This is a genomic window from Nocardioides sp., from assembly GCF_024509035.1.
GTDB lineage: Bacteria > Actinomycetota > Actinomycetes > Propionibacteriales > Nocardioidaceae > Nocardioides.
In genome coordinates, this window is sequence record NZ_JANINT010000392.1 from 1 (window position 1) to 535 (window position 535).

General features: G+C 69.9%; 1 protein-coding gene. It reads right to left on the minus strand.

Features of this window, described 5'->3' with window-relative positions; all coding sequences use genetic code 11:
• On the minus strand, positions 1–535 hold a 535-nt coding region (locus Q0L15_RS22100), incomplete at both ends, for an AMP-binding protein (RefSeq protein ID WP_296607002.1).

The window sequence follows — 535 nt, forward strand, 5'->3', positions numbered from 1 at the left end:
GCGTCGTCGGGCGACTCCGGCAGCTGGTAGAGCATCTCCACCAGGGGTCCGTGCAGCAGGGCGATCGTGCAGCCGTGCTGACGGGCCCGCGGCAGGAACGCCTCCACCGCGAAGCGGGTGTCCAGGACCACCCGGCCGCCGGTCATCATCGAGCCCATGATCCCGATGAACTTGCCCGCGACGTGGAAGAGCGGGATGAAGCAGTAGAACGCGTCGTCGGGTCCCATGCGGGCACCTTCGACGCCCAGTCGCGAGAAGAGCCGGATCTGGCCGTGGGGCATCATCACGCCCTTGGCCGGCCCGGTCGTGCCCGACGTGTAGACCACCGAGGCGATGTCGTGGGGACCGACCGGCACCTGCGGGTCGGTGTCGTCGCCGAGGAGGTCCTCGAAGTCGACGACCGTGCATCCCGGCACCTCCACGGTGGCGGCGGTGCCAGGACCGCCGTACACGACGACCGTGGTGAGGTGGCTGAGTGACTCCCGGATCTCGACGAGCCGGGGGAGCAGCTGCTCCTCCACGAACGCCACCCGGG